The following is a 20,411-nucleotide window of genomic DNA, read 5'->3' on the forward strand; positions in this document are numbered from 1 at the left end:
AATAGCTACTCAGGACGAACGGGTCAGGTTCATGTCATCCAACGCTAAACCTACCGCCCCAGCGTCACCACCACAGGATAGTGATCCGACGGAAACACGTCCCCCCGCCGCGTATCGACCGTCGCCGCGCGCTTCACTGCTAACCCCTTCACGAACACCCAGTCGATCCGCCGATCGGGCTTGCCGGTAAAGCCGTGGAACGTCGCCTCCGGCCCGGTCCGTACCGGTGCTGCGATCCATGCGTCGCGCAATCCTTGCGCCATCCGCAGATAGGTCGGACTGTCGGGCACCGTGTTGAAGTCGCCGGTCACCACGACCGGCAGGTCGCCGGCGATCGCCGGGATGCGCGCCGCCAGCAACGCCGCGCCCTTCTCCCGCGCCGGCTCATCTTCGGCGCGATAGGGCAGATGCGTGTTGAACATGGCGAAGCGCCGACCATCCGCCTCCCGGAAAATCGCCCACGTCACCATCCGGGGAAAGGGGTGGCCCCAGCTATTGCTGCCCGGCACCCCGGGCGTATCGGACAGCCAGAAATTGCCCCAGCGCTCGATGGCCAGCCGGTCGGCGCGGTAGAAAATGCCCATATGCTCGTCATCGGCACGTTCTGCACCGCTGCGCCCCACCCCGATCCAGCGATAGCGCGGCAAACGCGCAACGACATCGTCGCCCTGCCGTTTGAACAGTTCCTGCGTCCCGATCACATCCGGGTTTGCCCGCCGGATCGTCGCCACGGTCAAATCGCGCCGCAATTCCCACCGGTTCGCGCCGTCGTCGGGCGACGGCATGCGGATGTTGAGGCTCATGACCGTCAGGTCGCGTGCCGTCGCTGGCGCAACCACTGCCAGCAGCGCCAACAACCCCGCCAACCACCGGATCACGGCGCGATCGGCAGTCCCTGTGCTTCGGCGAGGATTACGCAGAACGCGCCATCGTCCCCGCACCATTGTTGTTTCGGTGTCCATCCGCCACTGCGTAGCAGCAGCCGCGCGTCGCGGTCGCCATATTTGTGGCTGTTCTCGGTGTGGATCGTCTCGCCGGCCTTCATCGCGAACGTACGGCCGTCGATCGAGAAGGTCATGTCGCGCATCGCGCGCAGATGCATCTCGATCCGTGCGGCATCGTCGTTCCAGCGCGCCTCGTGCTCGAACGCCGCGACCGGCACGTCGCCGCCCAGTTCGCGGTTGATCCGGTCGAGCAGGTTCAGGTTGAACGCCGCCGTCACCCCCGCCGCATCGTCATAGGCGGCGACCAGCGTGTCCCGGTCCTTGATCCGGTCGATGCCGATCAACAGCATTGCCCCCTCGCCCAGCCAGTCGCGCATCGCACGCAGCAGGGTTCCCGCCGCCAGCGGTTCCATATTGCCGATCGTCGACCCCGGAAAGAAGCCCAGCTTCGGCAGGTCCGCGACCTCTTCGGGCAACGGCACCGGATGCATGAAGTCGGCCTCGACCGGCAGGACCGGCAGTCCGGGAAACTGGCTGGCCAGCGCCGCCGAGGACGACCGCAGGAAATCGCCCGAGATATCGATCGGGACATAGGCGGCGGGTTCGATGCAGTTGAGCAGGATCGGCGTCTTGACCGACGATCCCGATCCGAATTCGACCACGGCGACGCCGTCGCCGACCGCCCCGACCAGTTCGGGACAGATCGTCTTCAGGATCGCCGTCTCCGCCCGCGTCGGATAATATTCGGGCAGCCGGGTAATGTCCTCGAACAGTTCCGACCCCTTGCGGTCATAGAACCAGCGCGCCGGTATCGCCTTTTGCGGCAATGCCAGTCCGGCGAGCACATCGGTACGGAAAGCGGGATCGGCGCGGGTCGCCATCGGTACGTCGTCGCTACGCAGCATCACAGGTCCTTTGCGAGCCGGACGCCGGTGAATTGCCAGCGCTGGTGGGGATAGAAGAAATTGCGGTAGCAGGTGCGCGCATGGCCACGCGGCGTCGCGCAGGAACTTCCACGCAACACGAACTGCCCGCTCATGAACTTGCCATTATATTCGCCGACCGCGCCTTCGACGGCACGGAAGCGCGGATAAGGGCGGTACGCGCTGCCAGTCCATTGCCACACATCGCCGAAGAACGCCGGGCCGCCGGTCGACGGACGCGGTTCGACGGCATGGGCATGGTCGAGCTGGTTGCCGCCGGCCGGGTCGTGCGACGCGGCGGCCGCCTCCCATTCGAACTCGGTCGGCAGCCGCGCGCCCGCCCAGCTGGCATAGGCATTGGCCTCGAAGAAGCTGACATGGGTGACCGGTGCGGCGGGATCGATCGCACGCCGCCCGTCCAGTCCGAAACGGGTCCACGCCTCGCCATCGCGCTCCCAATAGAGCGGTGCCTCGATCCGGTTAACCTGCACCCAAGCCCAGCCATCGGCCAGCCACAGCCGCGCATCGCGATACCCGCCATCGGCGATGAAGGCCGCCCATTCACCGTTGGTGACGGTGCGGTCGGCGATCGCATGCGGGTGTAGCAGCACGTCGTGGCGCGGCCCCTCGCAGTCGAAGGCAAAGCCGTCGCCGGCATGGCCGACCTGCACGATCCCGCCGCCATGCTCGATCCAGCCGGTCGGCCGCGGCACCGCCACCGGACGCTTCGGCTCCGGCGCGAACATCGCCGGTTCGAGCGGATTTTCACTGAAATGGTGGAGGATATCGGTCAGCAGCAATTCCTGATGCTGCTCCTCGTGATTGCAGCCGAGTGCCACCAGTTGCCGCACATCGTCGGACAGGTCGGGCAACGCCGCCAGCAACGCAGCGTCGACCGCCGCGCGATAGGCGCGCACCTCGTCGAGGCTGGGGCGCGTCACCATACCGCGCCGCCCGCGTGCATGGCGGCGCCCCTCGGCCTCGTAATAGCTGTTGAACAGGAACGGGAAACGCTCGTCGTGCAGCGTATAGCCGGCGACATGATCGCGCAGGACAAAGGTTTCGAAGAACCATGTGGTATGCGCCAGATGCCATTTGGCCGGGGAGGCATCGTCCATCGACTGGACGGTCGCATCGGCGTCGGACAATGGCCCGGCCAGCGCGTCGGTCAATGCGCGGACGTTCGCATATCGGGTGGCGAGCGCCTGGTCGGGCTGTTTGACCGGTGTCGCTCGCATGGGGTGCTCCTATGCCGGCTGGTGGACCCCGCCTGGCACCCACAAAACGTCCCCGCCGCCACTTTGGTTCACCCATCTGGCGTATACGAAGAGGAGATCAGACAACCTATTGATATAGGCTAATAAATTATGATTAAGGTCCGCCTCGTACGAAGCATGCACCACCGATCGCTCGGCGCGCCGGACGATCGCCCGCGCAAGGTGCAACGCCGCGCCCGCCGCCGTTCCGCCGGGCAGGATAAAGCTGGTCAGCGGCGACAGATCGGCATTCATCCGGTCGATCGCTTCCTCCAGCGCGGTCACCTGCGCCGGCAAAATGCGCAGCGCGCCCGCTATGCCCGGCGGGGTCGCTAGGTCCGCGCCATAATCGAACAGGTCGTTCTGCACCCGGCGCAGCAACGCCGTATCGGCATCGCCCAGCGCGACGACGGCGACGCCCAGCGCCGAATTGGCCTCGTCGACATCGCCGATCGCCTGCATCACCGCTGCGTCCTTGGCGACGCGCGATCCATCGACCAGCCCGGTCGTGCCCGCGTCGCCGGTCCGCGTGTAGATTTTGTTGAGCTTCACCACTGCGTCAGGTGCGCCCGGCCATGAACAGGATAACGACAACGATCAGAATCGCGATCGCCTGAAACAACACCCGCGCCTGCATCATCCTGTTCGATTTCAGCGCCTGTTCGCTCGGCCCCTCGCCACGCGCGGCGGCGGTTCCTTCGGCAAGGAAGGATACGATGCCGCGCACCAGCGCGACGACGACCGCGATCATCGCCGCGATCAGCAACAGGACCAGGAACGTGTTCATGGAGCGAAGCTAAGCATTTGCGAGCGCGAATCCAATGGGAAGTCTGCCCTGTCGCAGGTCGTCGGCGAACGCCTTCCCCTCCACCCCCGCATCGCGCAACGCCGCCAGCGTCGGCGCGCCGTTGCGCTTGGCCAGTCTTTGCCCGTCCGGTCCCAGCAACAGCGGATGATGCCGCCACGCCGGCACCGGCAGGTCGAGCAGCGCCTGCAACAGCCGATGGACATGCGTCGCCGCGAACAGGTCGATGCCGCGCACGACATGGGTCACGCCCTGCGCGGCGTCATCGACCGTCACCGCCAGATGATAGCTGGTGCCGGCATCCTTGCGCGCCAGCACGACATCGCCCTGTGCCAGCGGATCGGCGCGGACCCGTCCGGCCAGTCCGTCGACCCAGTCGAGCGGCCCGACGCGGTCGACCGCCTTCGCCATGTCGATCCGCCATGCGTGCGGCTCGCCAAGCCGTGCCGCTGCGACGTCCGCCGGGATCGCGCGACAGGTGCCGGGATAGACGACGCCATCGACCCCGTGCGGCGCCGACGCACTCGCCGCGACTTCGCGCGCTATATCGGCGCGGGTGCAGAAACACGGATAGACCAACCCCATCCCCCGCAACCGGTCGAGCGCGGCGCGATACAGCGCCATCCGCGCCGACTGGAACAACACCTCACCGTCCCAATGCAGCCCAAGCCATTTCAGATCGGTCAATATTCCCGCGACATGCTCCGGCCGGCTGCGCCCGCCATCGATATCCTCGATCCTGAGCAGCCACCGCCCGCCCGCCGCCCGCGCGCGGTCGTGCGATTCGATCGCGGCCAGCGCATGGCCGGCATGGAGTGCCCCGGTGGGACTCGGGGCAAAGCGGGTCACGACCGCTCCGGTTTGACTTTCGGCCTCGCCCCGTGCTGTCATGTCCGCGTCATCGTTGCCGATCATATCGGCGGCGACGTTTACGCGAGGGGGACTTCATGTACCATCCCGATCGCCTCCGCCATCCCGATGGCTGTCCCGCGCTGGTGCTCAACGCGGACTATACGCCGTTGAGCTATTATCCGCTCAGCGTCTGGCCATGGCAGACTGCGGTAAAGGCCGTGTTTCTCGACCGGGTCGACATCGTCGCCCAATATGACCGCGAAGTGTGTAGCCCGACCGCGCGCATCAAATTGCCGTCGGTGATCGCGCTCAAGCAATATGTCCGGCCGTCCGAATTTCCGGCCTTCACCCGCTTCAACCTGTTCCTGCGCGATCGGTTCAGCTGCCAATATTGCGGCGCGACCCACGACCTGACCTTCGACCATGTCGTGCCCCGCGCGCAGGGGGGCCGGACGACGTGGGAGAATGTCGCCACCGCCTGCGCCCCCTGCAACCTACGAAAAGGAGGCCGCACGCCCAAACAGGCGGCGATGCCGCTGCATGTCCAGCCGATTCGCCCGACCAGCTGGCAGCTGCAGGAACAGGGCCGCCGCTTCCCGCCAAACCACCTCCACGAAACGTGGCACGACTGGCTCTACTGGGACGTCGAGCTGGAGGCGTGACCTTCGTCAGCATCACCCGGCTGCGCATCCGATCGGCGCGCTTCCTGCCGGCGTTCCTGATCGATACGTGGCTGTCGATGCGACAGGTCAAGCGCGCGGCGGGCTATCGCGGCGGCGCGCTGCTCGCCGATCGCGACCGGGCCTATTGGACGATGACCGCGTGGGACGACGCCGCCGCGATGCGTGCCTATATGACGTCCGGCCCGCACCGCCGCGCCATGCCCAAGCTGATGCGCTGGTGTGATCAGGCCAGTATCGCCCACTGGACGCAAGCTGACGACACGCTGCCCGACTGGCACGAGGCCGATCGCCGGATGCGGGCCGCGGGGCGCGTATCGAAGGTACATCATGCCGCCGCCGGGCATGACCCGATGACGTTCGACGCGCCGCGCATTGCTGGCAGCGTGACGCTGCGCCCGCAACAAAACCGCTCGCTTCCAAACCAAACCGCTCGTCCTGAGTAGCCATTGAGCTTGTCGAAATGGCGTATCGAAGGACCGTGGTCGCGCGGTGCTTCGATACGGTTTTTCGACTTCGCTCAGCCCCTACGCAGCACGAACGGTTGGACGTTTCGGTCATAGCGTTACGGAGCTAACCCTACTCCCCCTTCGACGTCAGCGGCGGGGTCTGCTGATGCTGCACCACCGTCCACACGCCATGTTCGATCCAGCGATAGGTCGAGGTACAATAGGCCAGATACGCCTCGCCGCCCTTGTGCGCCTCCGCCTTGTAGGCGACGACGATCAACCCTTCCTGCGGCCGCGCGACCTGTCGTTCGGTCAACGATATCTGTTCCCAGCGCGGCGTATCCTTGACCGCATCGATCGCTTGGCGGCCGGTGAACACGAACGGCGGCGTCGGCAGCACCATCAGGCATTCGTCGTCGACCGATTCCTCATAATGCGCCGCGTCGGCGGTCCACAGGCTTTCCTCGAAACTCCAGATGCGATCGTCGTCCACGCCGTTTCTCCTTGACTGTCCGGCACCTAGCGCGCGGAGGACCCAGCGGTTCCGGCATTGGTGCACTGCGCACCCTCGGCGGCACGCAACCGCGCTTGCCGAAGCTGTATCAGAACGGTAATACACGGCCGGTATCATGGCTTACGATCCCCCGTCCCCGCCCTCCGGCCCGATCGATCCCAGCCGGATCGGGCGCCTGTCGACCCCGTTGACGGGCGAGGCGCTGGAGCGGCGACGGCGGCTGGCCGCGTTCGACGATGCGCTGGCCGATTACGACCGCAGCTTCCCCGGCATGGGCGAAGCGCCGCCGCCACCCCCGCCGCCCGAAGCGCCGCAGACCGCCCGCCGCCGCAAACCGCTGCGCTGGTGGCTGCGATGGATCATGCGCGGCTTCGGCATCCTGATTATCCTGCTGGTGATCGCCATCGCATGGCTGGCCTTCACCGCGCCGCTGTCGAAATCGCTCGAACCGCCCGCCCCGCCCTCGATCACGCTGCTGTCGGCCGAAGGCACGCCGATCGCCGAGCGCGGCGCGAATATCGGCAAGCCGGTCGACGCGACCAAGCTGCCCGCGCACGTCAGCGAAGCCTTCATGGCGATCGAGGACCGCCGTTTCCGCACCCATTGGGGCATCGATCCCCGCGGCATCCTCCGCGCGATGTGGACCAATACCCAGGCGGGCGGCGTGCGACAGGGCGCAAGCACGATCACGCAGCAGCTCGCCAAGAACGCCTTCCTCGATTCGGACCGGACGGCGGCGCGCAAGCTGCGCGAGGTGCTGATCGCCTTCTGGCTGGAGGCGTGGCTGACCAAGGACGAGATCCTCTCGCGCTATCTCTCCAACGCCTATTTCGGCGACAATGCCTACGGTCTCGACGCCGCCGCCCGCCATTATTTCAGCCGCGCGCCCAAGGACCTGACCGTCGGGCAGGCGGCGATGCTGGCCGGGCTGGTCAAGGCACCCTCGCGCCTCGCCCCGACTGGTAACCTGAAGGGCGCGCGCGCCCGACAGGCGGTCGTCGTCGGCGCAATGGAGGATGCCGGCTATCTGACCCCGTCCGAAGCGCGCCGGGTCAAGCCTGCCGTGCTGCGCGTCACCGACAACAGCACGCTCCCCTCCGGCACCTATTTCGCCGACTGGGTGCTGCCGCAGGCGCGCGACCGGGCGGGCGGCATCGGCGCCGATCGCAAGGTCGCGACCACGCTCGAGGTCCGGATGCAGCGCGCCGCCGAGCGCGCCGTCCGCAATGCGGGCCTCCGCCAGACGCAGGTCGCGATCGTCGCGATGCGCCCCGACGGCCGCGTGATCGCCATGGTCGGCGGCAAGGATTACCGGAACAGCCCGTTCAACCGCGCGGTACAGGCGCGGCGGCAACCCGGATCGACCTTCAAGCTGTTCGTTTATCTCGCCGCCATGCGCTCGGGTCTGACCCCGCAGAGCCAGGTGCTCGACGAACCCGTCACCATCGGCGAATGGAGCCCCAAGAACAGCGACGGCCGCTATCTCGGCACCATTACCCTTGAACGCGCCTTCCAGCGTTCGAGCAACGTCGCCGCCGCGCGGCTGACCAAGGAAGTCGGCGTCCGCAACGTCATCCGCGCCGCCCGCGATCTCGGCATCTCGACGCCGATCGCCAATGAAGCGTCGATCGCGCTCGGCACCTCGACCGTGTCGCTCTTGGAACTGACCAGCGCCTATGCCGCGATCGCGGCGGGTGAGGCCCCGGTCATCCCACGCGGATTGGCCGAAAAGGACGAACCGACCTGGCTCGACCGGCTGCGCTCGACCCGCAAGACGCTGTCGCGCGAGGAGCTGGAGGGGATGCGCACGCTCCTCGCCGCGTCGATCCGGCAGGGTACCGGCATCGCCGCCAACCTGCCGGTCGAGGCGTTCGGCAAGACCGGCACGACGCAGGACAATCGCGACGCGCTGTTCGTCGGCTATGCCGGCGGCATCGTCGCGGGCGTGTGGCTCGGCAATGACGACAACAGCACCAATCCGGGGCTGGCCGGTGGCGGCCTGCCCGCGCGCATCTGGCGCGACTTCATGCGACAGGCGTTGAACATCCGCGACCCGATCCCGGTCGCCGCCCCCGAGCCCGAACCGATCGACAATGCGATCGACGCGGTACAGGACCTCATCGGCAACCCGTTCGACGCGCCGCCGACGATTCAGGGACCGGGCTTCGACGTCTCGGTCGATCCCGACGGGCAGGTCCGCTTCAACCCCAACGACCGCCGTCGCCGCGAGGAAGAGCCGGTACCGCAGGAAGAACGACGCCCGCCGGACGAGGATGAGCAATAGGGGTTTCAGGTCCGCGCAACGTCCGCACCCTATGAAACTGATCCAGAGTACCACCTCCGCGAGACCTTACCAGAACCCCGACACCGCATCCCCGCGAAGGCGGGGACCCAAGGCCACGCGCACAAACCGTTGTTTTGCTTGCCCCTGGGCCTCCGCCTTCGCGAGACCTCTGCGAAAGTCAGGCCCCAGTCCCAGCTCTCTCGTACCCCGGAAAAGGCCGGGGTCCAGTTGGCAAGGATTTCGAGCAAGTTACGGACGCCCCCCAACTGGGCCCCGGCCTTCGCCGGGGTACGGAAAAGGTAGCTCCGCAAAGGTCTCGCCTTCACGCGGGTTACGCACGGATTGGGGGATCGGTGATGCGTCGATCCAAATTTTCGACGTCTCAGCCCCTACCTCACACGACGGTTCCGATTGCGGGTACATGGTCCAACCTTCCCCGGTTGACCCCCGCCCCCTCCCCCGCCAAGGCTGCGCCCATGCGCTTCTTCTCCGACAACGCCGCCCCCGCCTGCCCCGCCGTGCTCGACGCGATCGTCGCCGCCAACGGACAGGACACTGCCTATGACGGCGACGGCTTGAGCAAGCGGCTCGACGCCCGCTTCGGCGAACTGTTCGGCTGCGAGGTCGCGGTGCTGTGGGTGCCGTCGGGCACCGCCGCCAATTGCCTCGCGCTGACCGCAATGTGCCCGCCGCATGGCGGCATCGTCTGCCACACGCACGCGCATATCCAGAATGACGAAGGCGGCGCGCCCGAATTCTACACCCATGGTGCCAAGCTGATGCTGCTGGACGGCGACGGCGCGAAGCTCGCGCCCGATGCCATCGAAGCCTATCTGGCAACGATCCGCGACGACGTGCATCAGGTTCAGCCGCACGCGATCTCGATCACCCAGGCGACCGAAGCCGGCCGCGTCTACACTCCCGACGAAGTCGCCGCGATCGGCGCGGTCGCCCGTGCGCGCGGCCTCGGCCTGCACATGGACGGAGCGCGCTTCGCCAATGCCGTCGCCCATCTTGGCTGCTCGCCCGCCGAGGTGACATGGGCCGCCGGCGTCGACGCCCTGTCGTTCGGTTTCATCAAGAATGGTGGCATGTCGGCCGAGGCGTTGGTCTTCTTCCGCCCCGAACTGGCGAAGGTCGCCCGCTATCGCCGCAAGCGCGCCGGCCTGCTCGCGTCGAAGGGCCGCTTCCTCGCCGCACAATTGCTGGCGATGCTCGAAGACGATGTCTGGCTTGCCAACGCCCGCGCCGCCAATGCTGGAGCGGCACTGCTGGCCAAGGCGGCGGGCGACCGGCTGGTTGATCCGGTCGAAGCGAACGAGGTCTTTCTGCGCCTGACGGCGCAAGAAGCCGCAGCGTTGCGCGCGCAAGGGTTCGACTTCTACGACTGGGGCGTCGGACAGGCGCGGCTGGTCGTGGCGTGGGATCAGGACGCGGCCACCGTCCGTCCGCTGGCGGAGGCGATAGCCGCGCTATGATCGACACGCCGCGTTCGGCGACGCCGGCGGTCCTCATCCCGTTCGGCATCGTCACCCTGATCTGGGGATCGACCTGGATCGTGATCCGCGATCAGCTCGGCATCGTCCCGCCGTCGTGGTCGGTAACCTATCGCTTCCTGATCGCCGGTATCGTCATGCTGCTCTGGGCGTGGCAGCGCGGCGACCGCATTGCCGTCGACCGGCGCGGCCTGCTGTTCGCCGCTGGCCTCGGCCTTGCGCAATTCTGCCTCAACTTCAATTTCGTCTACCGCTCCGAACAATATGTCACGTCGGGGCTGGTCGCGCTGATGTACGCGCTGTTGATCGTGCCCAATTCGATCCTCGCGCGCATCTTCCTCGGCCAGCGCATGGGGCGGCAATTGCTGGTCGGATCGGCGATCGCGCTGGCGGGCGTGGCGCTACTGTTCATCCATGAGGCGCGCGAGCATCCTGAAAACGGCGCGGCGGTGCTGATCGGCCTCGCCATCGCTTTGGCCGGCGTCTTCTCCGCCTCGGTCGCCAACGTCATGCAGGCGACCCCGACCGCCAAAGCCTATCCGATGGTCCCGCTACTCGGCATCGCGATGCTGATCGGCGCGGCGATGGATGCCAGCTACGCCACGCTGACGGTGGGCGCGCCGGTGTTCGACTGGCGCTGGTCCTATGTTGGCGGACTGCTCTATCTCGGCATCGTCGCCTCGGCGGTCGCTTTTACCCTGTATTTCGGGCTGATCCGCACGATCGGCCCGGCCAAGGCGGCCTATAACGGCGTCGTCGTGCCGGTCATCGCGATGCTGTTGTCAACTTTGTTCGAAAATTATCGTTGGTCACCGCTCGCCGGGGCCGGGGCAGCCCTGGCGCTGGCTGGACTGGTCGTTGCGCTCAGGGCGCGCAGGCCGAACCGGTAATCGGGATAATCGGGCGTCCAGCCCAGCACCCGCTTCGCCTTGCCGTTCGCCACCCGCCGGTTCTCGCCGTAAAAGGCGCGTGCCATCGGACTAAGCGTGTCGAGCGTTACGAACGACGGCGGCTCGACTCCCAGCAACCGAGCCGCATATTCGACGACCTCGTTCTGCGAAGCCGGCAGATCATCGGATAAATTATACGAACCTGGTTCCGCCGACAGCCCGTACGTGACACCTTTGGCAACATCCGCAACATGCACCCGGCTGAACACCTGTCCGGGGCAATCGACCCGGTGTGCCTCTCCCGCCACAACCCGGTCAAGCGGCGAGCGCCCCGGCCCATAGATGCCCGGCAACCGGAACACCCGCGCCCCCAGCGCCAGCCACGCGCGATCGGCTAAATTCCGATTGCCCCGCCGCCCGGCAATCGGGGTGCTTTCATCGACCCAGCCGCCCCCGGCATCGCCATACACCCCGGTCGACGACAGATAGGCAAGCGTCGGTCCTGCCAGCAATTCCCGGTAGTTGGTCAGTACCGGATCGCCCTCGCCGTCGGGCGGTACGCTGGAGAGGATCGCGGTCGCCTGCTGCGCCTCGAACCGCACCCGGTCGCGGTCGGCAAAGGCAATGCTGCCGTCCCGCCCGTCGCGCGTCGTGCCCACGACCCGCCACCCCCGCGTCTCCAGCCGCGCCGCGATCGCCCGCGACGTGTATCCCATACCGAAGATCAGCAGCCGGCTCACTTCGCCCCGTAACCGTCGTACAACACGGCGAAATAATCGCCCTTGTTCCATCGCGGCCGTTCGTCGGCATTGGCCAGGTCGAGCGCGATGTCGTGGTTGATCGCGACGAACACCCGCCCCGCCGTCCAGTCGAACGTCTGGTGCATGTCGTCGCCCGGCTGGTGATAGCGCTTCTCCAGAAAGTCCGCGACCGCCGCCTTGCCCGGCCCCGCCCAGCCGGTATCGAGCGAGACCGACGGCACGCCTGCCTTGACGAAGCTGTAATGGTCCGACCGGACGAAGATCGCCTCCTCCGGCTCGGGATCGGGGCTGAGCGCGATGCCGCGCTTGCCCGCCGCCCGTGCCACCGCCTGCGCGACCGTCGAATGGTCGGCCCCGATCGCGACCATGTCCTGAAAGCGGTAGGACAGGATCGGCATGTCGAGATTAACGTCGGCGACGATCGCGTGCTTGGGCACGCTCGGGTTCATCGCAAAATATTCGCTGCCGATCAGCCCCTTCTCCTCCGCCGTCACGCTGACGAAGATCAGGCTGCGGCGGGGTTTGCGCGGATCGGCGGCGAATTGCTTCGCGACCTCGATCATCGCCGCGGTGCCGACGCCATTGTCCATCGCGCCGTTATTGATGACGTCGGCACCCTTGGGCAGCGTCGGGTCGGTCGACAAGCCGATATGGTCGAGATGCGCCGACAAGGCGACATATTGGTCGCGGAGCGCGGGATCGCTGCCCGGCAGGATGCCGACGACATTGGCGCTGTCGAAGCGTCTGGTCTTCGACCGCTGGCGCGTCGTCACCTGCACGCCGGTCGCCCCGCGCGGCACCGGCGTGCCTGCCGCTTCGGCCTTCAGCACCGCCGGCCAGTCGATCGCCGATCCGGTGAACAGCTTGGCCGCGCCCGATGCGCTCAACCAGCCGATCGCCGGCGCGGAGGCGCCGGCGACGTGCGGTCGCCCGTCCTTGCCGACCCAGGTCATGCGCGAACTGCGATAGATCGACATGAGGTAGCTGAACGGATAGCGTTTCGACTGTTCGTCGGTCTCGATCTGGAGCACGCCGATCGCGCCATGCCCCGCCGCATTGGCGCGTTTGGTATCGCCGCTGGCTAGGTGCGCGCGGATCTCGCTCGGCAATTTCGCGGGTGCGCCATAGAGATAGGCGACGATCTTTCCGCGCACGTCCAGCCCGGCATAGTCGTCGATGCCGTTCGCCGCATCGGTCACCCCCTGCCCGACGAACACCACCTCGCCCGACCGGCGTAGATCGGGTTCGAGGAAGCTGGTCGAGGTCAGGTAATCGCTGCCGAAGGTCAGCGCCGGCCGCCCCGCCGCGGTCAGCTTACCCCTGCCCACCGGCACCGCCGAGATCAGCGGGACGCGCTGCAGATAACTGCCGTCATCGCCACCCGGCTGCAATCCGGCGGCGCGCATCTGGTCGGCGACATAGGCGGCGGCGCGGTCATATTCGGGGGTACCGGGTTCGCGCCCCTTCATGTCGTCGGCGGCAAGGAACGCGACATGCGCCCGCATCGCCGCCTCTTCCGGGGTCAGCGGCGCGGTCTGGGCGAGCGCGTCGGTCGATGCGAGCAACAGCGCGAGCGGAAGAAGGCGCATGATGGTCCTTGCTGATCAGACAGGTCCGCCGTCCTGGCACCTGCCGGGACGGCGCAAGTCGATTACTTCGCGCCGTAGCCGTTATACAGCGTGCCGAAGAAATCGCCCTTGTTCCACGCTGGCCGCGCGGGGGCGTCGGCGATGTCGCGGGCGATCTGATAATTGACGTTGATGAAGCGTTCGCCCGATTCCCAGTCGATCGGCGGGCCCTGCACCACTTCGTCGGACGGTTTGTGGTAGTTATTGGCGAAGAACGCATCGACCGCCGCCTTGCCCGGTCCCGACGTGCCCGGCCACAGGAACACCGACGGCACGCCCTGTTGCACGAAGCGATAATGGTCGGAGCGCACGAACAGCGCCATTTCGGGCATCGGATCGGGCGAGAAGCTCACCCCCGCCGTCGCCGCCGCGCGCTTGACGATATCGCCCAGGCTCGACCGTACCGCGCCGAAGGCGATGACGTCGGCGAACTTGTAGGTGATGATCGGCATGTCGAGATTGACGTCGGCGACGATGCGCGCCTTGTCGATCGTCGGATTGTTCGCGAAATAATCGGAGCCGACCAACCCCTTTTCCTCGGCAGTGACCGCGAGGAACAGGATCGAGCGCTTGGGCGCCTTGCCCGCCGCCTTGAAGCGCTTGGCCTCCTCGATCAGCGAGGCGATGCCGACGGCATTGTCCATCGCGCCGTTATAGATGGTGTCGCCCTTCGCATTGGGCGCGCCGACGCCGACATGATCGAGATGCGCCGACAGCACCACGGTTTCCGGCGCGACCGACGGGTCGCTGCCCGGCAATATGCCCGCGACGTTATAACTCGGCAGCGGCTTGGTCGCGGTCTTGATCGACACCGTCATGGTCGGCTTGAGCGCGACGGCGCGGAACTTGCCCTTGCCCGACAGCGCGGCTGCCGCCTTGGCCCAGCTCGTTCCCGATGCCGCGAACAGCTTTTCCGCACCTGCGGCACCGATCGCGGCAATGGTCGGTACGCCGCCGCCCATGACGTGGCCGACGCCATCGGCGCCCGCCCAGCTGACGCTCGGGCTGTCATACATCCCGGCCATCTTGCTCATCGGCATGCGCGCCGCCGCTTCGGGCGTCTGCAGCGAAATTACCGCCACCGCCCCCTTGGCCTTGGCGATCGCCGCCTTGGTCGCGATGCCGCCGAAATGCGCCGCTTCCTCGCTGTCCAGCCCCTCGGGCGCGCCGCGCACCACCGCCACGATCTTGCCGCGCACGTCGACGCCGGCATAATCGTCGCGACCCGGACGGACGATGCCGTATCCGACATATACGACCTTGCCCTCGGTCATCGATTCCGGCGCCTGCGGATTGACGCCGGGCAGATAATCCTCGCCAAAGGTCAGCGGCTGGCCGTTCAACGTCACCTGCCCCTTGTCGGCGGCGTTCATGCGGATCAGCGGCACCTTCTGCAAATAGCTGCCGTCATCGCCCGCCGGGCGCAGCCCCGCCGCATAGAATTGCGAAGCGACATAATTGGCGGCGATGTCATATTCGGGCGATCCGGCATCGCGCCCGCGCATCGCGTCGCTCGCCAGGAACATGACATGCGCCTTCATCGCTGCCTGTGCCGCGGGCAGTTCCGCATTCACTTCCGTATTACGCGCCGTCAGTTCGGCGGCGGTGGGGGCGGGAGCTGGCGTCTGCGGCGCATTCTGCGCGATTCCGGCGGTGCTGATGAGAAGACCGAGCAACAAGGCTGGACGGAACATTGGAATCCTTCGACAAGCGAACATAGATACAGGCGTAGCCAATGGCGTGGCCCCACGCAACGACGGCACGAACGCGATTGGAACGGGTGAGAAGATGATGGTCGATGCGACGCGTACCCCGACGGTTCCACCGATCATCCGTCGCAGCGACTATTGCCCGCCCGCGTGGCATGTGCCCGATATCGCACTGGAATTTGACCTCGACCCGCGCGGTACGCGGGTGCGTGCGACGCTGTCGGTCGAACGCCATGGCGAGGGGCCGCTGCGCCTCGACGGCGACGGACTGACGCCGCTGTCTATCGCGGTCGACGGGCGCCCACGCAACGACTGGCGGCTGGAGGACGGCGCGCTGATCCTCGACCTACCCGGCGACGCCCACGAAATCACGACCGAGGTCGAGATCGAGCCGCAGGCCAACACCCAGTTGATGGGCCTGTACGCATCGGGCGGCAATCTCTGCACCCAGTGCGAGGCCGAAGGGTTCCGCCGCATCACCTTCTTCCCTGACCGCCCCGATATCCTCAGCCGCTACCGGGTGAAGATGACGGCGGACAAGGCGCGTTTTCCGGTGCTGCTCGCCAATGGCGATCCGGTCGCATCGGGCGATCTGGACGACGGGCGCCATTGGGCCGAATGGCACGACCCCTTCCCCAAGCCCTGCTACCTCTTTGCGCTGGTCGCGGGCGATCTGGTCGCCAATCGCGCGCAGTTCGTCACCGCCTCTGGGCGCGAGGTCGAACTTGGCATCTGGGTGCGCGAACCCGATCTGGCCAAGACCGACCATGCGATGCGCGCGCTGAAAACGTCGATGGCGTGGGACGAGCGCGTCTATGGCCGCGAATATGATCTCGACGTGTTCAACATCGTCGCGGTCGACGATTTCAATTTCGGGGCAATGGAAAACAAGGGGCTGAACATCTTCAACAGCCGCTACATCCTCGCCGACCCCGACACCGCGACCGATTACGACTATGACGGCATCGCCGCGGTCGTCGCGCACGAATATTTCCACAACTGGTCGGGCAACCGCGTCACCTGCCGCGACTGGTTCCAGCTTTCGCTGAAAGAAGGCTTCACCGTCCTGCGCGACCAGCAATTCTCGGCGGACCAGGGGTCGGCAGCGGTCAAGCGGATCGAGGATGTCCGCAGCTTGCGCGCCTCGCAGTTTCCCGAGGATGCCGGGCCACTGGCGCACCCGATCCGCCCCGACGCCTATCAGGAGATCAGCAACTTTTACACCGCCACCATCTATAACAAGGGGGCGGAGGTCGTCCGCATGATCGCGACGATTCTCGGCGAGACCGCATTCCGTGCCGGTACCGACCTGTATTTCAGCCGCCATGACGGGACGGCGGCGACCTGCGAGGATTTCGTGGTGGCGATGGAGGACGCCTCTGGCGTCGACCTGTCGCGCTTCCGCCGCTGGTACGAACAGGCCGGCACCCCGCGCGTCACCGCGACGTTGGCGCACGAAGCCGGCGGCGGTCGCGCGACGCTGTCGCTGACGCAGACCGTACCGCCGACGCCGGGTCAGGCGACCAAGCTGCCGATGGTCCTGCCGCTCAAGGTGCGTCTGTTCGGGGCGGAGACCGGCCGGCCGCTCAGCGAGGAACAATTGTTCCTGCTTGACGAGGAACAGGGATCGATCACCTTCGAAACCGTCACCGAACGCCCGGTGCTGTCGATTAATCGCGGCTTTTCGGCGCCGGTGATCGTCGAGACCGATCGCGGATCCGCCGACCTTGCGTTCCTCAGCGCGCAGGACGACGATTCCTTCGCCCGTTACGAAGCGATGCAGCAACTGATGCTCGACACGCTCGTCGCGTCGGTCGCCAGCGGGCATGGCGATCATGCGGCGGTGATCGAGGCGGTCGGCAACACGCTGGCCGACGACCGGCTCGACCGGGCGTTCATCGCCGAAGCGGTGCTGCTCCCCTCCGACAGCTTCATCGGCGACCAGATGGGGGTCGTCGATCCCGACGCGATCTTTGCCGCGCGCGAGGCGCTGCGCGCCGATATCGGGCGGGCGTTGCTGGTCGAATGGCGGGCGGCCTATGCCGGGACCGAGGCCGACGCGTTCGAATATACCCCCGATGCCAAGGGCAAGCGCCGACTGCGCACCGTGGCGCTGGGCTATATCGCGGCATCGGGCGCGAACGATGCCGACGGGATCGCCTTTGCCCAGTTCCGCCACGCCGACAACATGACCGACCGCCAGGGCGCATTGATGACGCTGGTCAATTCGGATTCGGACAGCCGCATCGCCGCGCTCGACATTTTCTACAACCGGTATCGCGACAATGCGCTGGTGCTCGACAAATGGTTCACGACACAGGCGCTGTCGACGCGCGCCGATGCCTTCGAACAGGTCGCCGACCTCGCCGGCCACCGCGACTTCACCCTGACCAATCCCAACCGCGCCCGCGCGCTGATCGGGGCGTTCAGCATGAACCAGAAGGCGTTTCACCGTGCCGACGGCGCCGGATACCGGTTCCTTGCCGACCAGTTGATCGCGCTTGACCGGATCAATCCGCAGACCGCCGCAAAGATGCTGCCGCCGCTCGGCCGCTGGCGGCGGTTCGACCACGCGCGCGGGGGCATGATGCGCGCGGAGCTGGAGCGGATCCTGTCGGTGCCGGGCCTGTCGAAGGATATGCTGGAACAGGTCGGCAAGTCGCTGAACTGATCCGGCATCCCGCGGAGCAGGTCTTGGCCGCACCAAATATTAAACTCCCACGGCTAGAGCGGACCGCGTGGGCGGCCAATCCCGGTCGCGGGGGTCATCGATGAGCAAACGGATGCAACGGGTGTTGGTCGTGTTCGGCACGCGCCCCGAAGCGATCAAGCTGTTTCCGTTGATCCAAGCACTGCGCGCGCATCCCGGCTTCGACTGTCGCGTCGTGGTGACCGCGCAGCACCGCGAGATGCTCGATCAGGTACTCGCCTTTGCGGGCATCGTCCCCGATATCGACCTGAACATCATGACCGCCGGCCAGTCATTGGACGGCCTGACCGCACGACTGCTCGACGCGCTGGGCCCGGTGTTCGATGCCGAGAAGCCCGACCGGGTAATCGTGCAGGGCGATACCGCGACCGCGATGGTCGCCGCGCTTGCCGCTTACTATCGAAAGGTACCGGTCGCGCATGTCGAGGCGGGCCTGCGCAGCCACGACATCTACCACCCGTGGCCGGAGGAGGTGAACCGCAAGATCGTCGGCAGCATCGCCGACCTGCATTTTGCCCCGACCCGGACCGCCGCCGACGCGCTGCTGGCGGAGAATGTGCCGCCGTCGCGAGTGCAGGTTACCGGCAATACCGTGATCGACGCACTGCACCTGGCGCGCGAACGGATCGCCGCCGATCCGCGGCATGGCGCCGGGCTGGACACCATCGCCGAACGGTTCGCCGGCAAGTGCATCCTGCTGGTCACCACCCATCGCCGCGAGAATATCGGTGACGGCATGGCAAGCATCGCCCGCGCCATCGCCCGCATCGCCGGGCGCGACGATGTCGGCGTGGTCTTTCCGGTCCACCCCAATCCGCAGGTGCGCGGGGTGATGGCGGCGATGCTCGGCGACCACCCGCGCGTCGCGCTGATCGATCCGCTGGACTATCCGCATTTCGTCCGCCTGCTCGACCTGTGCTACCTCGTCCTCACCGATTCGGGCGGGGTGCAGGAGGAGGCGCCGGGCCTCGGCAAGCCGGTGCTGGTCCTGCGCGAGACGACCGAACGTCCCGAAGGGGTCGCCGCCGGCACCGCCCGACTGATCGGGTCAGACGAGCACCGCATCGTTGCCGAAGTGACGCGGCTGCTCGACGACGTGCAAGCCCATGCCGCCATGGCGCGGGCGCATAATCCCTTCGGAGACGGCCATGCGTCCGCACGCATCGTGGAGACACTCTATGCTTGAACAGCGGATCACCGCCGCCACCAGCTATGACGTGTGCGTCGTGGGCCTTGGCTATATTGGCCTGCCGACCGCCGCCGTCGTCGCCCGGTCGGGTGCGCGCGTCATCGGGATCGACGTCAGCCAGCGCGTGGTCGACACCGTCGCGCGCGGCGACATCCATATCGAGGAGGCCGATCTCGACACGCTGGTGCGCGACGTCGTGCTGCTCGGGCGGCTGACCACCGCGACGACGCCCGCCCCGGCCGACGTGTTCGTGATCGCGGTACCGACCCCGTTCGGCCCCGGTCATGCGCCCGACCTGTCCTATGTGCTCGACGCCACGCGCGCGATCGCGCCGGTGCTGGCGCCGGGCAATACCGTCATCCTCGAATCAACGTCGCCGGTCGGCACGACCGAGCAGATTCGCGACCTGCTCGCCGAACTGCGCCCCGACCTGTCGCTGCCCGGCCGGTCGGATACGCCCGATATCGCCGTCGCCTATTGCCCCGAGCGGGTGCTGCCGGGGCGGATCATCCTCGAACTGGTATCGAACGAGCGCTCGATCGGCGGCATCACGCCGGCATGTGCGGAAGCGGCGTGCGAGTTCTACCGCCGTTTCGTGGAGGGGGCATGCACCGTCACCACCGCGCGCACGGCGGAAATGGTCAAGCTGGTCGAAAATACCAGCCGCGACGTCGCCATTGCCTTTGCCAACGAACTGTCGATCGTGTGCGACCGGATGGATCTGAACGTCTGGGACGTGATCGAGCTGGCCAACCGCCATCCACGCGTCAACATCCTGAAGCCCGGCCCCGGCGTCGGCGGACACTGTATCGCGGTCGACCCGTGGTTCATCGTCGATGCGGCGCCCGAACAGACCCCGCTGATCCGCACCGCGCGCGAGGTGAATGACGGCAAGGTCGACCATGTCGTCGCGCGCGCTTCGGCAATGCTCGACGCCGCGCCGGACGCACGCGCGTCGCTGCTGGGATTGGCGTTCAAGGCCGATATCGACGACCTGCGCGAAAGCCCGGCGGTGAAGGTCGCCGCTGCGCTGATCGAGCGATATGGCGACCGGATCGACCTGGTCGAACCGTTCGTCGACAGCCTGCCCAAGACGCTGGCGGGCGGGCGGCTGGTGTCGCTGGAGGACGGGCTGGCGAACGCGATCCAGGTCGTGCTGGTCGATCATAGCGTTTTCAAGCGGGTGCCGGCCGAGGCCCGGGCAGGCAAGCAGATCTATGATACACGCGGGATGTGGCGTTGAATTTCGTTCACGCGAGGCGCGAAGAATAATTTGCGCGCAAAGGCGCAAAGGACGCTGAGGGGTTGTGGAGCGGGCCAG

General features: G+C 66.7%; 18 protein-coding genes. 8 read left to right on the top strand and 10 right to left on the bottom strand.

What is annotated here, in order from left to right; translation table 11 throughout:
• Positions 1-50 precede the first annotated feature (50 nt).
• The 6 genes from AAIO73_RS10405 to gluQRS are packed head-to-tail and all read right to left on the bottom strand — an operon-like array spanning position 51 to position 4,819.
• Positions 51-878 (bottom strand): endonuclease/exonuclease/phosphatase family protein, encoded by an 828-nt coding sequence (locus AAIO73_RS10405; RefSeq protein WP_345877872.1) that lies wholly within the window; start codon positions 876-878, stop codon positions 51-53.
• A complete protein-coding gene (egtD, locus tag AAIO73_RS10410; protein WP_345877873.1) occupies positions 875-1,849 on the bottom strand; it encodes an L-histidine N(alpha)-methyltransferase in 975 nt (324 codons plus the stop codon). The genes AAIO73_RS10405 and egtD overlap by 4 nt, the downstream gene beginning before the upstream one ends.
• Entirely contained in the window at positions 1,849-3,105 is a 1,257-nt protein-coding gene (egtB, locus tag AAIO73_RS10415; RefSeq protein WP_345877875.1) for an ergothioneine biosynthesis protein EgtB, read from the bottom strand. Before egtB ends, egtD begins: the two co-directional genes overlap by 1 nt.
• A gap of 9 nt (positions 3,106-3,114) precedes the next feature.
• Positions 3,115-3,678 (bottom strand): cob(I)yrinic acid a,c-diamide adenosyltransferase, encoded by a 564-nt coding sequence (locus AAIO73_RS10420; protein WP_345877877.1) that lies wholly within the window; start codon positions 3,676-3,678, stop codon positions 3,115-3,117.
• 4 nt (positions 3,679-3,682) lie between these two features.
• Positions 3,683-3,910, bottom strand: a complete 228-nt coding sequence (locus tag AAIO73_RS10425) for a twin transmembrane helix small protein (protein ID WP_242116870.1) — start codon at positions 3,908-3,910, stop codon at positions 3,683-3,685.
• Between the two features lie 9 nt (positions 3,911-3,919).
• Complete coding sequence (gluQRS, locus tag AAIO73_RS10430) at positions 3,920-4,819, bottom strand: tRNA glutamyl-Q(34) synthetase GluQRS (RefSeq protein WP_345877878.1); 900 nt, start codon at positions 4,817-4,819, stop codon at positions 3,920-3,922.
• A 56-nt stretch (positions 4,820-4,875) separates the two neighbouring features.
• On the opposite strand from gluQRS, the gene AAIO73_RS10435 reads away from it, so the two are divergent.
• Positions 4,876-5,442, top strand: coding sequence for an HNH endonuclease (locus AAIO73_RS10435; protein WP_242116865.1), 567 nt, complete (start codon positions 4,876-4,878; stop codon positions 5,440-5,442).
• Positions 5,439-5,906: a DUF3291 domain-containing protein gene (locus AAIO73_RS10440; RefSeq protein WP_345877882.1), complete on the top strand. Its 468-nt coding sequence runs from the start codon at positions 5,439-5,441 to the stop codon at positions 5,904-5,906. Before AAIO73_RS10435 ends, AAIO73_RS10440 begins: the two co-directional genes overlap by 4 nt.
• A gap of 133 nt (positions 5,907-6,039) precedes the next feature.
• Here AAIO73_RS10440 and AAIO73_RS10445 read toward each other — a convergent pair whose 3' ends face one another.
• Positions 6,040-6,402 carry a DUF4440 domain-containing protein gene (locus AAIO73_RS10445; RefSeq protein WP_345877884.1) on the bottom strand — a complete coding sequence of 121 codons (363 nt, stop codon included), beginning with the start codon at positions 6,400-6,402 and terminating at the stop codon, positions 6,040-6,042.
• Between the two features lie 136 nt (positions 6,403-6,538).
• On the opposite strand from AAIO73_RS10445, the gene AAIO73_RS10450 reads away from it, so the two are divergent.
• The 3 genes from AAIO73_RS10450 (at position 6,539) to AAIO73_RS10460 (ending at position 11,093) form a co-directional block, all read left to right on the top strand.
• On the top strand, positions 6,539-8,707 hold the full coding sequence (locus AAIO73_RS10450; RefSeq protein WP_526023794.1) for a transglycosylase domain-containing protein: 2,169 nt from the start codon (positions 6,539-6,541) through the stop codon (positions 8,705-8,707).
• Between the two features lie 476 nt (positions 8,708-9,183).
• On the top strand, positions 9,184-10,185 hold the full coding sequence (locus tag AAIO73_RS10455; protein ID WP_345877885.1) for a threonine aldolase family protein: 1,002 nt from the start codon (positions 9,184-9,186) through the stop codon (positions 10,183-10,185).
• Positions 10,182-11,093, top strand: coding sequence for a DMT family transporter (locus AAIO73_RS10460; protein ID WP_345877886.1), 912 nt, complete (start codon positions 10,182-10,184; stop codon positions 11,091-11,093). The genes AAIO73_RS10455 and AAIO73_RS10460 overlap by 4 nt, the downstream gene beginning before the upstream one ends.
• Here AAIO73_RS10460 and AAIO73_RS10465 read toward each other — a convergent pair.
• The 3 genes from AAIO73_RS10465 to AAIO73_RS10475 all read right to left on the bottom strand — a co-directional run bounded on the left by AAIO73_RS10465 (position 11,003) and on the right by AAIO73_RS10475 (position 15,176).
• The gene (locus AAIO73_RS10465; protein WP_345877887.1) at positions 11,003-11,833 is read right to left on the bottom strand and encodes a Rossmann-fold NAD(P)-binding domain-containing protein; all 831 of its coding nucleotides are present in this window, start codon (positions 11,831-11,833) and stop codon (positions 11,003-11,005) included. The genes AAIO73_RS10460 and AAIO73_RS10465 overlap by 91 nt on opposite strands.
• Positions 11,830-13,443 carry a M28 family metallopeptidase gene (locus AAIO73_RS10470; protein WP_345877888.1) on the bottom strand — a complete coding sequence of 538 codons (1,614 nt, stop codon included), beginning with the start codon at positions 13,441-13,443 and terminating at the stop codon, positions 11,830-11,832. Before AAIO73_RS10470 ends, AAIO73_RS10465 begins: the two co-directional genes overlap by 4 nt.
• A 62-nt stretch (positions 13,444-13,505) precedes the next feature.
• The gene (locus AAIO73_RS10475) at positions 13,506-15,176 is read right to left on the bottom strand and encodes a M20/M25/M40 family metallo-hydrolase (protein WP_345877889.1); all 1,671 of its coding nucleotides are present in this window, start codon (positions 15,174-15,176) and stop codon (positions 13,506-13,508) included.
• Positions 15,177-15,273: 97 nt separating this feature from the next.
• Between AAIO73_RS10475 and pepN the strand changes: the two genes are divergently transcribed.
• The 3 genes from pepN (at position 15,274) to wecC (ending at position 20,333) form a co-directional block, all read left to right on the top strand.
• Positions 15,274-17,862 (top strand): aminopeptidase N, encoded by a 2,589-nt coding sequence (gene pepN, locus AAIO73_RS10480; RefSeq protein WP_345878050.1) that lies wholly within the window; start codon positions 15,274-15,276, stop codon positions 17,860-17,862.
• Between the two features lie 112 nt (positions 17,863-17,974).
• Positions 17,975-19,087, top strand: a complete 1,113-nt coding sequence (gene wecB, locus AAIO73_RS10485; protein ID WP_526023797.1) for a non-hydrolyzing UDP-N-acetylglucosamine 2-epimerase — start codon at positions 17,975-17,977, stop codon at positions 19,085-19,087.
• Positions 19,080-20,333: a UDP-N-acetyl-D-mannosamine dehydrogenase gene (gene wecC, locus AAIO73_RS10490; protein ID WP_345877891.1), complete on the top strand. Its 1,254-nt coding sequence runs from the start codon at positions 19,080-19,082 to the stop codon at positions 20,331-20,333. The genes wecB and wecC overlap by 8 nt, the downstream gene beginning before the upstream one ends.
• Positions 20,334-20,411 lie beyond the last annotated feature (78 nt).

This window comes from Sphingomonas epibiotica (genome assembly GCF_039615155.1).
Lineage (GTDB): Bacteria > Pseudomonadota > Alphaproteobacteria > Sphingomonadales > Sphingomonadaceae > Sphingomonas.

Coding starts and splice junctions, on each gene's coding strand:
- egtD (WP_345877873.1), bottom strand. CDS start 1,849: ATGCTGCGTAGCGACGACGTACCGATGGCGACCCGCGCCGATCCCGCT.
- egtB (WP_345877875.1), bottom strand. CDS start 3,105: ATGCGAGCGACACCGGTCAAACAGCCCGACCAGGCGCTCGCCACCCGA.
- AAIO73_RS10425 (WP_242116870.1), bottom strand. CDS start 3,910: ATGAACACGTTCCTGGTCCTGTTGCTGATCGCGGCGATGATCGCGGTC.
- gluQRS (WP_345877878.1), bottom strand. CDS start 4,819: ATGACAGCACGGGGCGAGGCCGAAAGTCAAACCGGAGCGGTCGTGACC.
- AAIO73_RS10435 (WP_242116865.1), top strand. CDS start 4,876: ATGTACCATCCCGATCGCCTCCGCCATCCCGATGGCTGTCCCGCGCTG.
- AAIO73_RS10450 (WP_526023794.1), top strand. CDS start 6,539: ATGGCTTACGATCCCCCGTCCCCGCCCTCCGGCCCGATCGATCCCAGC.
- AAIO73_RS10455 (WP_345877885.1), top strand. CDS start 9,184: ATGCGCTTCTTCTCCGACAACGCCGCCCCCGCCTGCCCCGCCGTGCTC.
- AAIO73_RS10460 (WP_345877886.1), top strand. CDS start 10,182: ATGATCGACACGCCGCGTTCGGCGACGCCGGCGGTCCTCATCCCGTTC.
- AAIO73_RS10470 (WP_345877888.1), bottom strand. CDS start 13,443: ATGCGCCTTCTTCCGCTCGCGCTGTTGCTCGCATCGACCGACGCGCTC.
- AAIO73_RS10475 (WP_345877889.1), bottom strand. CDS start 15,176: ATGTTCCGTCCAGCCTTGTTGCTCGGTCTTCTCATCAGCACCGCCGGA.
- pepN (WP_345878050.1), top strand. CDS start 15,274: ATGGTCGATGCGACGCGTACCCCGACGGTTCCACCGATCATCCGTCGC.
- wecB (WP_526023797.1), top strand. CDS start 17,975: ATGCAACGGGTGTTGGTCGTGTTCGGCACGCGCCCCGAAGCGATCAAG.
- wecC (WP_345877891.1), top strand. CDS start 19,080: ATGCTTGAACAGCGGATCACCGCCGCCACCAGCTATGACGTGTGCGTC.